Annotated in this window: 13 protein-coding genes and 1 tRNA gene; 12 read left to right on the top strand and 2 right to left on the bottom strand. The window is 60.1% G+C overall.

Annotated features, from left to right (window positions below; genetic code table 11):
• The first annotated feature begins 1 nt into the window (after position 1).
• The 5 genes from HS122_09200 to HS122_09180 are packed head-to-tail and all read left to right on the top strand — an operon-like array spanning position 2 to position 5,574.
• Positions 2 to 1,294, top strand: coding sequence for an MFS transporter (locus tag HS122_09200; GenBank protein ID MBE7538573.1), 1,293 nt, complete (start codon positions 2 to 4; stop codon positions 1,292 to 1,294).
• A gap of 9 nt (positions 1,295 to 1,303) precedes the next feature.
• Entirely contained in the window at positions 1,304 to 2,161 is an 858-nt protein-coding gene (locus HS122_09195) for an HAD-IIA family hydrolase (protein MBE7538572.1), read from the top strand.
• A 5-nt stretch (positions 2,162 to 2,166) separates the two neighbouring features.
• Positions 2,167 to 3,648 (top strand): glycerol-3-phosphate dehydrogenase/oxidase, encoded by a 1,482-nt coding sequence (locus tag HS122_09190; GenBank protein ID MBE7538571.1) that lies wholly within the window; start codon positions 2,167 to 2,169, stop codon positions 3,646 to 3,648.
• A gap of 13 nt (positions 3,649 to 3,661) precedes the next feature.
• Positions 3,662 to 4,612, top strand: coding sequence for a substrate-binding domain-containing protein (locus tag HS122_09185; GenBank protein ID MBE7538570.1), 951 nt, complete (start codon positions 3,662 to 3,664; stop codon positions 4,610 to 4,612).
• Positions 4,606 to 5,574 carry an ABC transporter permease gene (locus HS122_09180; GenBank protein MBE7538569.1) on the top strand — a complete coding sequence of 323 codons (969 nt, stop codon included), beginning with the start codon at positions 4,606 to 4,608 and terminating at the stop codon, positions 5,572 to 5,574. The genes HS122_09185 and HS122_09180 overlap by 7 nt, the downstream gene beginning before the upstream one ends.
• Positions 5,575 to 5,616: 42 nt before the next feature.
• Here HS122_09180 and HS122_09175 read toward each other — a convergent pair whose 3' ends face one another.
• Entirely contained in the window at positions 5,617 to 6,330 is a 714-nt protein-coding gene (locus HS122_09175) for a response regulator transcription factor (protein MBE7538568.1), read from the bottom strand.
• Positions 6,331 to 6,836: 506 nt separating this feature from the next.
• On the opposite strand from HS122_09175, the gene HS122_09170 reads away from it, so the two are divergent.
• Positions 6,837 to 7,154: a BON domain-containing protein gene (locus HS122_09170; protein ID MBE7538567.1), complete on the top strand. Its 318-nt coding sequence runs from the start codon at positions 6,837 to 6,839 to the stop codon at positions 7,152 to 7,154.
• 57 nt (positions 7,155 to 7,211) lie between these two features.
• Here HS122_09170 and HS122_09165 read toward each other — a convergent pair whose 3' ends face one another.
• Positions 7,212 to 8,567 carry an MFS transporter gene (locus HS122_09165; GenBank protein ID MBE7538566.1) on the bottom strand — a complete coding sequence of 452 codons (1,356 nt, stop codon included), beginning with the start codon at positions 8,565 to 8,567 and terminating at the stop codon, positions 7,212 to 7,214.
• Positions 8,568 to 8,934: 367 nt separating this feature from the next.
• Here HS122_09165 and HS122_09160 point away from each other — a divergent pair.
• From HS122_09160 to HS122_09135, 6 genes are all read left to right on the top strand, one after another.
• Positions 8,935 to 9,011: transfer RNA gene (locus HS122_09160), tRNA-His, on the top strand.
• A gap of 130 nt (positions 9,012 to 9,141) precedes the next feature.
• Positions 9,142 to 9,351, top strand: coding sequence for a hypothetical protein (locus HS122_09155; GenBank protein ID MBE7538565.1), 210 nt, complete (start codon positions 9,142 to 9,144; stop codon positions 9,349 to 9,351).
• Positions 9,348 to 9,719, top strand: a complete 372-nt coding sequence (locus HS122_09150) for a DUF1318 domain-containing protein (GenBank protein MBE7538564.1) — start codon at positions 9,348 to 9,350, stop codon at positions 9,717 to 9,719. Before HS122_09155 ends, HS122_09150 begins: the two co-directional genes overlap by 4 nt.
• A gap of 190 nt (positions 9,720 to 9,909) precedes the next feature.
• Complete coding sequence (locus HS122_09145) at positions 9,910 to 11,328, top strand: hypothetical protein (protein ID MBE7538563.1); 1,419 nt, start codon at positions 9,910 to 9,912, stop codon at positions 11,326 to 11,328.
• A 99-nt stretch (positions 11,329 to 11,427) separates the two neighbouring features.
• Positions 11,428 to 12,276 (top strand): ABC transporter permease, encoded by an 849-nt coding sequence (locus tag HS122_09140; GenBank protein MBE7538562.1) that lies wholly within the window; start codon positions 11,428 to 11,430, stop codon positions 12,274 to 12,276.
• 44 nt (positions 12,277 to 12,320) lie between these two features.
• Positions 12,321 to 13,052 carry a sulfotransferase domain-containing protein gene (locus HS122_09135; GenBank protein ID MBE7538561.1) on the top strand — a complete coding sequence of 244 codons (732 nt, stop codon included), beginning with the start codon at positions 12,321 to 12,323 and terminating at the stop codon, positions 13,050 to 13,052.

Raw genomic sequence — 13,052 nt, 5'->3', positions numbered from 1 at the left:
CATGTCCACCATCGAAACTTCTCTCTCCAGCGAAGACCAGGCCCGGTTTCGCTACTGGCAGCGTCGCACGCTCATCGCCACCATGGTTGGTTACGCGGCCTACTATTTCGTGCGCAAGAACCTCAGTCTGGCGATGCCCGCCATGCAGCAGGATCTCGGCATCACCAAGTCCGACCTCGGCCTGTTCCTGACACTGCACGGACTCCTCTACGGCGTTTCCAAGTTTGCAAATGGCTTCCTCGGTGACCGTGCCAATGCGCGCACCTTCATGATCACCGGGCTCCTGCTCTCGGCCCTGGCCAATGTGGTGTTCGGCTTCAGTTCAGCCGTGCTGGTACTGGGAATCACCTGGATGGCGAACGGCTGGGTGCAGGGCATGGGTTTTCCACCCTGCGCGCGCCTGATGACGCACTGGTATCATCCCAACGAGCTCGCCACACGGATGTCAGTGTGGAACACCTCCCACTCCATCGGAGGCGCTCTGGTCGTGATCTTCTGCGGATATGTTGTCGCCTATGGATGGCGCTGGGCCTTCTTTGCACCGGCCGCGGTCGCGGGCATCGCCTGCATTTTCCTCTGGTTCGCGCTTCGTGACACACCCCGCTCGGTTGGACTTCCTGAGATCCAGGTCAGTGACTCCCAGGGACGAAAATCCGGCGGGGAGGCACCGGAGGATTTCAAGCGCTTCGTGCGGCGGCAGGTTTTCGCGAATCCGTTCATCTGGATTGTCGCGATCGCCAATTTCTTCGTGTACACCTTTCGGTACGGCGTGCTCGACTGGGGGCCAACCCTGCTGACTGAATCCAAGGGCGTCTCGCTCAGCCATGCGGGCTGGATGGTGGCGGCCTTTGAAATCGCCGGAATTCTTGGAATGCTCGCGACCGGTTGGATCACCGACCGCATTTTCGGAGGGCGTGGCGCGCGCACCTGCGTTTTCTGCATGGCTCTGGCCGGATGCTTCCTGCTTGCCTTCTGGAAACTCCCCTCGCAGTCGCCATTGGTGGCCGCGGGCCTGCTGGGAGGAGCGGGATTCTTCATCTACGGTCCGCAGGCGCTCGTTGGCATCATTGCCGCAAATCTCGCAACCAAGCACGCCGCCGGCACCGCAGTCGGATTCACCGGCCTTTTCGGCTATCTCAGCACCATCCTGTCCGGATTGGGACTCGGGTACATCTCGCAGCACCATGGATGGAACGTCGCAATCGGAGCCTTGGTTGCTACTGCGGCGATCGGTACCCTCCTGTTTCTCCTTGCCTGGCCCGCGCGTGCCCACGGGTACGGCCAGTCACACTGATTTCCGCCAATGAACATGGCTGCCGCCCTCACGCATCCGTCCCTCGCCGGCTTCAGGGAAAAACTCCGCCCGGTTCGTCATGTCGCCCTGGATATGGATGGGACGATCTACAAGGGCGGTACGCTTTTCCCGTTCACGCCTCCATTTCTTCAGCTGCTGCGAACACTGGGGATCGGCTACACGTTTCTGACCAACAACCCATCGAAAAGTGTAGCGGACTACCTGGCCAGTCTGCAGAAGATGGGACTTACCGTCCAGCGAGAGGAGCTCCATACATCCGCACAGGCCACCATCGATTGCCTTCGAGCGCGATTTCCCCGGATTCAACGATTGTTCCTCCTCGGCACTCCGAGCATGATCGCTGAATTTGAAGCTGCCGGATTTGTCTCAACCCGGGATTCGTCCGATGATGAACCGGATGCGGTTGTCGTCGCTTTTGACACCACGCTCACCTTTTCCCGCCTCGGCCGCGCCTGCTGGTGGATTCGCCAGGGCAAGACCTATCTCGCGACGAACCCCGACTTCGTGTGCCCGACTGACCAGCCGACCGTCCTCGTTGACTGCGGTTCAATTTGTGCAGCCATTGAAAAGGCCGCCGGCCGCCGGCCCGATGTCACTCTGGGCAAGCCGGATCCTGACATGCTCGGCGGCATTTTGGCCAGACACGGCCTGAAGCCGCACGAAGTCGCGATGGTCGGCGATCGCATGTACACCGACATCCGCATGGCAAAGCAGGCCGGTGCCGCGGGAGTGCTGGTCCTCTCCGGCGAAGCGACTGCTGGGGATGCGGCCCGAGCCGAGATCAAGCCCGATCTCGTGGTGCCCTCTCTCGCGGAACTGGGCGAACTCTTCGCGACGCTTGACTGAGAACGATGACACCCACTCCATCACGGACAGAAACACTGGATCAGCTGGCACGGGCGGAATTCGACGTCCTTGTCATCGGCGGAGGCATTGTTGGCAGCGGGATCGCCCGCGATGCAGCCCAGCGCGGCCTGCGCACCGCCTTGGTCGACCGGCACGATTTTGCCTTCGGCACCAGTTCCCGGTCAACCCGGCTGCTCCATGGAGGATTGCGCTACCTTGAGCAGGGCCGCGTGGGGCTTGTTCGTGAGGCAAGCCTTGAGAAACAAATCCTGCGCGACATCGCACCACATCTTGGTGATCCGCTCGGCTTCGTCTTCCCCGCCTTCCGTCCCGGCGGGCGGCCGCTCTGGCAGTTGCGCATCGGCGTGAAACTCTACGATTTGCTCTGCAGCTTCAGGAATTTCGGGGCATCACAGGGATACACGGTTTCAGAGACGCGACGCATGCTTCCCGGGCTGCGCAACGACGGCCTGCGAGGCTCCGTCCGCTACTTCGACGCCCTCACCAATGACGCACGCCTGGTCCTTGACACACTCCGATCAGCCACGGCGGCGGGTGCTCGCGTTTCCAACTACGCTCAATTCCTTTCAACACGGCGCGTCGGTAGGCAATGGGTGACGCAGATCCGCGACGAGATCAAAGGCCGGGAATTCGAGCTTCGGGCCCGGACGATCGTCAATGCGACCGGCCCCTGGGCCCAGGGGCTTGCCCACAGTGCGGTGAAGCTTCGCCTGAGCAAGGGCATTCACATCGTTGTGGATCGCAGCCGCCTGCCAGTGAATGACGCCGTCGTCATCACCGAAGGCAGGCGCATTCTCTTTGTCATCCCCTGGGGTGAACGGCTGATCATCGGCACGACCGACACCGATTTTCACGGAAGCCCCGAGTCGGTGGCAACGGATGCGAACGACATCGCCTACGTGCTCAAGGCCGTCAACCGGGCGTTTCCGACGCTGCGTCTGCAGGAAAGCGAAGTCGTCAGCACCTGGGCCGGCCTGCGCCCCCTCATCGCAAATCCCGACGGATCCCCGTCGGACATCTCGCGCGCCCACCAGATTCGAAGTCCGGAGCCCGCCTGGTGGGACGTTGCAGGCGGAAAACTCACAACCTATCGCCTCATGGCCGAGCAGACGGTGGACCAGCTCGTGAGTTTTCTCGGGCTGCCGGCCTCTCCGTGCCGTTCAGCACGGGAACCCCTGCTGCCTCCGGATGAGACACGGTACAGCGGCATCCTGCCGTCGGAATTCACCGCCCAGGCAGTCAGCCACTTCATTGAAAACGAATGGGCGGTCTCTCTCACGGACGTGATGGTTCGCCGAAGCGGCTGGCACTACTATCATGCCGACGCCGCGGAACGCGCCCAGCAGGCCGCCGGCTGGATGGCGGCGATTGCAGGCTGGTCCTGCGAACGCACTGCCGGGGAACTTGCCGCCTACCTGCCTCTCATTCACGATCGAAACAGAAGGCAGACATCATCCCCGACTTGAAACAATCCCAGCCATGCACCCTCGGCACTCCCACCCTCCCTCGCTCCCGACCTTCCTCATCCTGGTTCTGCTTGTGCTTGTCGCAGGCTGCAAACCCAGCGGGCCCGAGTCCGCCTCGCCGGCGCAGAAGCCCCTTCGCATCGGCATTTCCTTTCAGGAGTTGAACAATCCCTATTTTGTGGCGATGCGTGAAGCCTTTGAGGCGGCCGGCCACTCGCTTGGCGCCGAACTCTTCGTTACTGATGCGCGTCACGACGTAACCAAGCAGATCGCGGACGTCGAGGACCTGGTCCAGAAGGGAATCGACATCCTTCTTCTCAATCCGACGGATTCTGCAGGAATAGAAGCCGCCGTGCGGACAGCCAAGCAGAAGGGCGTCACTGTGATCGCGCTTGATGCACAGGCCAGCGGGCCCATCGACTCATTTGTCGGCTCTCGAAACTACGACGCCGGCCGGCTTGCGGGAGAGGAACTCGCGCGAATCCTCGGCGGCCAGGGCGATGTCGCGATACTGGACGGAATCGCCGTCGTCCCCATTCTCGAGCGCGTGCGCGGATTCAAGGACGCCATCGCCCGGCACCCGGGCATCCGGATCGTTGCGACTCAGAACGGACGCCAGGAGCGAACCGCGGCGCTCGCCGCCACGGAAAACATGCTGCAGGCCCAGCCCAGCCTGCGCGGACTTTTCAGCGTCAACGACGGCGGAGCGGTCGGAGCCGCCGCCGCCATCCAGTCAAGCCGGCGCGACGTCGCGCTCGTCAGCGTCGACGGCCTCGCCGAGGTGGTCGACGCGATCCTCACCGACAGCCCGTTCAAGGCAACTGTCGCCCAGTTCCCCCGCGACCAGGTCCGCATTGCCCTGGGTCTTGCGCTGGCCGCCCGGTGGGGAGCGAAGCTTCCCCGGGAGGTCCCCATTGATGTCAAGCTGCTCACGCGAGACAACGCCAAGGGCTTCTCCTGGTGAAGCTGCCTCGCATCGCACTTCCCCTGGGGCTCTCACGGAGAACCTGGCCGCCGGAGGTTTTCGCGATCCTGACGCTGCTCACCCTCTGCGTCATACTGTCGGTGGCATCTGATCGATTCCTCGATTGGGAAAATTTCCGCAACATTGGGCGCCAGGTCTCGATCAATGCGATCCTGGCCACGGGCATGACCTTTGTCATCATTTCAGGGGGAATCGACCTCTCCGTGGGCTCGGTGATGGCGTTGTCAATGACAGTCGCCGCCGCGTCCATGCTCGCGGGCGCTCCCGTTCCCGTCGCGGCGCTCGCGGCACTCCTCACCGGCACCCTCTTTGGCGTCATCAACGGCTTCCTGATCGCCCGCGCACACCTTCCGGCGATCATTGTGACGCTTGCGACCATGGAGATTCCCCGCGGTCTCGCCCTGCTTTCAACAGGTGGATATCCTCAAACCGGCCTGCCCGAATCATTCAGTTCGCTGGGGCGCGGCTCAATTGCGGGATTGCAGATCCCCACACTCGTCATGCTGGCCGTGATGACCTGCGGATCCCTGCTGCTCCGGCGTCATGTGGCTGGTCGCTACTTCTACGCGATCGGAGGCAATGCGACGGCCGCCAGGTTCTCCGGTGTCCCCGTGGCCCGCTACCAGATTCTCGCCTATACATTGAGCGGTCTGACCGCCGCCATCGCGGGCCTGGTATTGAGCTCCCGGTTGATGTCGGGGCAGCCCAACGCCGGCGTCGGCTACGAACTGGATGCAATTGCAGCCGTTGTGCTCGGGGGGGCCGCCATCACGGGAGGCAGCGGTTCGGTGCTCGGCACATTCATCGGCGCGTTGATTCTCGGGGTCATCAACAACGGTCTCAATCTCATGGATGTTTCGCCGTACCTCCAGAAGGTGCTGAAAGGAATGATCCTTCTCGGTGCCATTCCCCTCGGCATCAGCCGACGGAACCGTTCCTGAAGAAGCAGCCGGTCCGAGGCTGGAGAGAGCGGCTTCCCCGCATCAGACGACATCTTCGCTGCGCGCCCATTGAATCGCGTAGCGAACCAGGTCCGCACCCTTTTCCAGCCGCAGCTTCAGCTTCAGGTGCTCACGATAGGAATCGATCGTCTTGACGCTCAAATTGAGCTTCGCGGCAACCTGCCGCGTGCTGAATCCATTTCCGATGAGTTGAAAGACCTCCATCTCGCGATCACTGAGCGTATCGATGGTGAAAACCACATCCTCGTGCGGGCTCTTCACAAGACGATGGAGCATCCTCTCCTTCATTCTTTCGCTGAGGTAAAGCTCGCCGGAGAGCACGCGGCGAATCGCGACGAGTATCTTCTCGCTGGCCTCGCGTTTCATGATGTAGCCCTTCGCCCCGGCGCGCAGCGCGCGCTCGGCATAGAGGGACTCATCATGGATCGACATGATGAGCACCGGCAGTTCGGGCAGCACGGCCTTGATGTTCTTCATGAGCTCAAGGCCGCTCGTAGTTTTCAGCGCGATTTCAATGATGGCGAGATCCGGCGCGGCCTTGGGAATGAGATCCATCGCACCCGCCGCGCTGCCTGCCTCCCCGCACACGACAAGGTCGCTTTCGCGCTCCACCAGCATGCGCACGCCCTGGCGCGTAATGGGATGGCCATCGACCAGGAACAGACGAAACTTTCCAGCCGTGGGGCTGGTTGCAAGCGGTGCAGCGGGAGGAGTCGGAAATTCAAGGGTCCTCATACTGGATCAAATGCCGCGGCAATTGGATTTTTCGCATCCCAAATGTGGCATCCGGCGTCCGGGGAGACACGCGCGGGAGTGCAAAAAATTCGCCGCTTCCACGGCACTCGCATGCTAACGGAGCTGGCGTTGATTCCTGACATTCTTCGCCCTGATCGGCAGGAAGAGGATATCATTTCGATGAGCGGTGTCCATGGGGCTGAACCCTGCGCACGACGCCGGTGCGGATCGCTGCGCGCGTAGGGTGAAGTACCTTGGTGTATCGTGGATCGGAATCATCAACGCACTACAGACCGCAAAGTTTCGCGCTGGTGCCCCACCCGCCCGCAAATTGGGGGATTTCCCTTTCTCAGGGAACTTCTCATTTTGGACGAACACTCTTGTCCTGAGTTGCTCCGGGTGACCTCCCATCCATGCGTTCAATCACCAAATCCGCTCCCTCAGAAAAAGCGCATTGCTTCTTGATTGGGCGGCTGAATCGTCGCTGTACACTCAATCCCATTCCCATGAAAATTCATTCAATCTGTCTCGCCGTTTCGCTCACCCTGCTTCCCCTCTCGCTCGGACTCACCGGCTGCGCGGGCACGGCGACTTCCGAGAGCACCGGAGAGTACATCGACAACACGGCCATCACTGCGCGCGTAAAGAAGGCGTTCGCTTCGGATGAACTCGTCCGCGCACGCGACGTCAAGGTGGAGAGCTTCCGGGGTACGGTTCAGTTGAGCGGCTTCGTGGATACCGCGGAGCAGAAGGAGCGGGCCGAATCGCTTGCAAAGGCAATACCCGGTGTGAAGGCCGTGGAGAACAACATCATCGTCAAGTAGCTGTCCGGCGGGCCGGGCCCGTCAGCCAGACCGCATCCGCACAGCGCGGCCTTCCGGCTATTCCGGAGCCTGGTAACCGCCAGGCCCGCCAAATCTCATGAATCCGCGGTAGACAACATAGCCGCTTGCCAGTGCAGCAAATGAGATGATCCCGCCGGCGGCGAAGATGTAGCGGTACTCATGATGCATGAGGTCGAGAAATCCTCCCAGCACCGGGCCCAGGAGGATGGTGAAGAGGGCCTGGGCTGCGGCGACGGCGGAGGCGTATTGGGCGTACTTGATTTTCGGATACAACATCTGCCCGAGTGCCGCCGCGCCGGTCAGATAGCAGCCGGACAGCACGCCGTGAAACAGAAAGAAGACGCCAAACGCGGCGGGTCCGTGGATTCCGGCAAACGCAATCACCATGACGACCGTGTAGATGGCAAGCGCCGCAAGTCCGACGCGGATGGGATGGAAACGATCGGCAAGCCAGCCCAGCGGAAATGACAGCAGGAGCGAGCAGGCATAGGTCGCAGCGAGGTACTTGCCATAGGCGTCCATCGACAGATCAAACGATTTTGCGGCGAACACGCTGTACATGTTGACCGGCAGAAATGCGACCATGGCCAGCGCCATGGAAACGATCGCCCACACGTAGTAGGACCTCGAAAAGCAGTCCCGCATGTAGGATCGCGCCGCCGCCACGAACCCCCTTGATCCAGTCGAGTCGGGCTCTGAAGGAGGCGGGTAATCCCCCTCCTTCACGAACAAGCACATCAGCGTGAAACCCAGGCCGTAGGCGGCTCCCAGTGCGGAAAAAATGATGGTGAAATGGCCCTCCACCTTTCCCATCAGGAAATAATTGAAGAAAATTCCCGTCAGCAGGCTCACCGCGCGGAACATGCCGAAAAACCGGCCGATGATCCCGCGCGGCACGACATCGTTGATGAGTGCGCCGAAAACCACATTCGCCGCCAGAGTTGCGAATTCGAAGACCGTCCAGGACAGCCCCATCACCAGGAGAATCGAAAAGTTGAGCGACTCCGGAGCCAGGCCAAGCTCATTGTGGATCCACGCTCCAATATGGGGGCTGAAAGCCAGGCTGAACATGCTCGCCGTGGCCATGGGCGTGGTGAGCAGAAGGTACGGGATTCGACGTCCCCACCTTCCACGGTGCCTGTCGCTGCGATAGCTGATGATGGGTTGTGCGATGATCCCGATCAACGCAGGCAGCGTGGCGAGAAAAAGGCCCGTGAGAAAATCCGACGACTTGAACGTCTTCAGCATGATCTGCACGACCGGAATCGCCGAGCGCTCCTTGAGCTGCCAGGCGAAGTCTCCCCACAGCAGCCAGCCGAAGAGAACGGCAAGTGCGCCGGTGGTGTACGTCAGCGTGCCGACCGTCCAGAGCTTCCTGCCTTCCGCGTCCACGGAAGTCGCAGCACTTTTTGAATCGTTCGACCCAGACGGCGGAGGAGGCGTTGATGACATGAAGAGCTTCGGGTGGCGCTACTGAAGACAAAAAGGGTAAACCGAAACCATGCGCAGGCGCTCTAACGGAGTGAAGCGCCAAAACGAAGACGCACGACAGGCTTCTGACACTTCATCTGGGGGGGTGTTGGAATCGTGCCAGCGGCATCGATCGAGTCCGATCGCCGCCCAAAGCGTCCATGGCAAAATCATTCGGAACGTCAGACTCCCGGCCTGCACTCGCAAGCCCAGTGCATCCCGGAATCACGGACTGCTCAAAGGGATTGACAGGTGCGAGCGCTGTCGAGAATTTGTCCGACTCCCTACGGCGGTCATAGCTCAGTTGGTTAGAGCACAAGATTGTGGATCTTGGGGTCGCGGGTTCGAGTCCCGTTGGCCGCCCCAATTTGAAGACTGAAAATCATCAATCCCCACTGGGAGATTGATTCGTTGATGCGCCGCCTGCCAGCGACTTTGCCGTGACCTTGAAACATCGACAGGCGGATGGCTGTCATTCAGCCTACCCGCCAAATCCATGTTTCATCGAACCACCACCTGTGTCGGACTGATTGCCATGACCTTCAGCGCAGGCTGCCTGCACGTGAAACTGGAGCCGATCCAGGTTCACGCTGTGGTTGACGTGAATGTGAAGGTCGATCGCGCCCTGACTGATTTCTTCGGTGATCTCGATCGAAAATCGAGCGTCATCAATTCATCGTCCTCCCCGTCTCCCAATTCATCATGACACGCCTGCTCTTCCATTTCGGTATCGTTCTCCTGCTCGCGCTCGCCTTGCCAATCCTGCGAGCTGACAACATGGACGCCGTAAAGGCGCGCATGGAGCAGCGCCAGCCTGCACTCGACGCACTGCGGCGGGAGGGATCAATTGGCGAAAACAACCGCGGTTACACCGAGGTGCGCCATCCATCGGATCGAGCATCGGAAGTCTCATCGGCCGAAAACAAGGATCGCGAAATAGTGTACGCAGACATCGCCAAATTGACCGGCAGCGCACCGGATCAGGTCGGGCGGGCGCGCGCCAGGCAGATTGCTGCCAACAGCACTCCCGGTGTCTGGCTGCAGCGCGAATCCGGAGAGTGGTACAGAAAGTAGATCCCTTTCCATCAGAATAAATTGCGGAACGTGCAGCTGCTGCTTTCATGCAATGGCCGTTGTGTTGCATGTTTGCCTTCGCGTGCCAGATTGAGGCAGCCCGTTGACGATCGAAGGCCACTTGTTTTGCCAGCAGGCAAACCTAAGCTTGCCAGTAATTGAGCCGTAAATCTAATTTATGCCTTAGAAAATGCGTTCGGCCAAAAAATCGCTTTCCTTGGAGGTCTTGGAGGCGCGAGCCCTCTTTGCGGGCGTCGCCCTGCCCATTCCCGAATTTGATCTGGTCGTGCAGGCAATCGACGCAACGGGCCACATCGACGCATCCTTTGATCCGAAGATCCCCAACCGCCTTGTGCTCCATGGCTCGGCGGACATCGATCTGACCATCAATTTCGACAAGCTGCCGGCGACCGTCACGAGTATCGATCTCTCAAACTTCGACAATGTGCGTTTCGAAGGCAAAGACGTCCTGTACAACCTCTACATCACCGACGTCCGCGCACTCGAGGCCCCGCGAATCGATGTCTGGGGAGGCGGCATAATTGCCTCAAATGTGGACAAGCTTTCGCTCAATTCCGTCCACGGTGACCTGCTGCTGGCCGGAGACAAGATGGAGGCCAAGATCAACGATCTCGGTGGCACCTCGGTTGTCCTGAAGCTGAACTCGCTGATTCTCGAGACCGAAAGCAAGTCGTTGAACCTCGTCAGCATGATCAATGACCGCGCGGTGATTGCGCTCCCGATTACTCCTGCATCCTGGGATCCATCCAACCCGAGATCGTGGAAAGGGCTTTCGGGCTTTGAGGACATTTCCTCCCAGATTCGACTGGGCACCCGCGATGTGACCATTGCACCAAACGTTCCGGATTCCCACAGCCCAACGAATCCGACGGAGCCCGCTTCCCCCTCCACTCCCATCACTCCAACGACACCGATTCCTGGGGGACAGGGAAGCACGGTCGACCCCGTCAAGCCGGAAATCCCTCCGCTGACCACGGAAATTGACCTGCGCTCCTATTTGGACCGTTTGGAGGTCCTCTTCAACAAGGTGGGCGGCTTCGAAGCCACCGGCTTGGATGTCGGCACAGTGACACGTGTCGTGGCCGAATTGAGACACGCGCAGGGTGGCGCACACAATGAGCTTCCTGTGCCGGAGTCGATGCGGCACACGCTTCAGATTGAGTCCAGTGCAACTCATTTTGCCAGTGCCGCCGTCACTCCGGTAGCGGAGGCAAAGGTTTCTGTGGCTGTCACGGTCGAGGACCTTGGAAGCGGCTTCTTCCATGGCGAATCCCTGCCGCACTCGGATGCGTCCGGCGCCAACGGGCCGCACATCCTGAACGACGCGCCACTCAACATCTCAGAAGTCGCCCAGGCAGACGCATCCCCCTCCCACAGCGTGCACGTGACCGTGGATCCCGATGCGCCCGCAGAAACGCCGAGGTTCAACCTTTTCAACGTCATCTCGCTCTTCATGGATCGCGCCGTCAACTTGAAGAGCTACGTCATTGATCAATTGAGCCAGGAATTCGTTCCTGGTGAACGCACCGGCGTGCTGCTCGTCGATCCCAAGTCGGTCCGCGCCTCCCAGCAGAACAAGATCTCCTGATCCTTGAGTCTTCACGGGACATTCCGTGCGACCGGGGGTCCTGCCGGAATGCGCCAATGGGGACGGTCCAGGGATCTGGAAGACCTGCTTGGATTTCCCATGAATGACGTCAAAGTCATGGTTCCAGCCATGCTCGCCAAACCAGCTTCACCGGATTCCTGGGCCGCTCTGTGGAGATACCGTCACCTGCTCTGGCAGTTCACCAAGCGGCAGATCGAGGGCAGGCACAAGGGCAGCCTGCTCGGGTTCGGCTGGTCGATCCTCAACCCGCTGCTCATGCTGGCCATCTACACGTTCGTCTTCAGCGTGATATTTCCGGGACACTTCTCCAACCGCACGGGCGACGGTCCCATCACCTACGCCTTCACCATCTTTCTGGGCCTTTCCTTCTATCACCTGTTCGTCGATTCCTTCGCACCCGCGCCCGCTCTGATTGTCACCAACCCCAACTTCGTCAAGAAGGTCGTGTTTCCCCTGGAGATTCTTCCGGCTGCAACAGTGGGGGCGGCTGTGTTTCATTTTCTGGTGATACTTGTCCTGTTCTTCACCGGTGCTTTCCTGGCCAAAATCCCCATTCCATGGACAGCGCTTTGGCTGCCGGTCATACTGCTGCCCATGGTCATGATGAGTCTTGGAGTCTGCTGGCTTCTCGCAGCCCTCGGGGTTTTCCTTCGGGATCTTCAGCAGCTGGTGACATTCGCCGCACTCGTGCTCATGTGGGCGAGCGCCATATTTTTTTCGCCTTCGAGGATCCCTCCTCCGGTCTGGCAGTTCCTGAAATTCAATCCCCTGCTGCAAGGCATTGATCTGGCTCGAAAAACGGTGCTCTGGGGGGAATCTCCATCCACAGGAGCCATGCTCTACACCTACATCTTCGGCATGACAGCCATGGTCCTCGGTCTGTGGGTTTTCAGGAGAACCAGACCTGCATTCGCCGACGTGCTCTAACCGAACGCGTCCGCGCCACCGGCCGGACAATTGACTCCCACCTGATGCATTCAGACGGCTACTATTTCGGAACCACGCTCGCGAAACGCGTGGACTACTACGCTTTTCCCCGCACGGGCAGTCATTTCCTCTGGACAGGCTTCACCGGACTTTTCGATCTGGTCTTCTTTCCCAATGAGCATGTCGACAATCCGGAGGCCAGGCAGCGGAGCGAAGAACTGAACCCGCTGGCGATCTACGCCATGAAACTCCGTGAGGAGGGCGTCCCCTACCAGCCGGTGCACATCAACGCATCAGCCCAGGGACTCCATGGCGGTCCCGTGATCGGCGCCGATCCCGTCATCATTCTCATTCGCCATCCCCATCCGACCATTTACAGTTGGTACCACACCGCCACGGAGCGCTGGGGTGCTCGAATCAGCGACATCCGGGTCTGGCTTCGCGACGCGTACGCCCAGTATGATGCGTTCTACGACAAGGCCATGATGCTGCTTCGCGATCATCCGGCGAAAGTTCACCTCATTCGATTCGAGGACCTCAAGAAGGACGCGGACAGCCTCAGGCGCGTGACTGAGTTTGTGGACGTCAGGCCCAAGCTCTCACCCGAGTTTGTTTTCGAGTGGACACGCTTCGACCGCATGACGCGTCCGGGTGCGCGCAGTTTCTATCGGGTGGGCGACAATACCCACTGGTCATCCGATGCAGCGTGGCGGACGCATTTGCATGCAATCAAACCGGACAGCGCGGTCCGATTCGGCTACGCGGAAACCATCTGA

This window comes from Opitutaceae bacterium (genome assembly GCA_015075305.1).
Taxonomy (GTDB): domain Bacteria; phylum Verrucomicrobiota; class Verrucomicrobiia; order Opitutales; family Opitutaceae; genus UBA6669.
Note: the sequence above shows the minus strand (reverse complement) of the source record. Positions and strands in the feature narration are given on the sequence as shown.